1 pseudogene is annotated in these 273 nt (G+C 65.6%); it reads left to right on the forward strand.

What is annotated here, in order from left to right:
* Nucleotides 1-273: pseudogene (locus ACLJNW_RS25080) on the forward strand (glutamate--cysteine ligase); the annotation flags it as partial.

Consider the following 273-nt stretch of genomic DNA (forward strand, 5'->3'; position numbering starts at 1 on the left):
GCTGAACACCAACATCCTGCAGATCGAGAACGAGTACTACTCGAGCATCCGGCCAAAGCGCGTCACCTACACCGGCGAGCGTCCGGTGCAGGCCCTGGCCGCTCGCGGCGTGCAGTACGTGGAAGTGCGCTGCCTGGACATCAACCCGTTCCTGCCGCTGGGCATCGACCTGGACGAGGCGCGCTTCCTCGACGCCTTCCTGCTGTTCTGCGCGTTCAGCGACAGCCCGCTGCTGAACGGCGAGTGCAGCGACGCCACCGACAACTTCCTCGC

Origin of the sequence: Salmonella sp. SAL4457 (assembly GCF_046548235.1) — a bacterium.
GTDB classification, from domain to species: domain Bacteria; phylum Pseudomonadota; class Gammaproteobacteria; order Enterobacterales; family Enterobacteriaceae; genus Salmonella; species Salmonella enterica.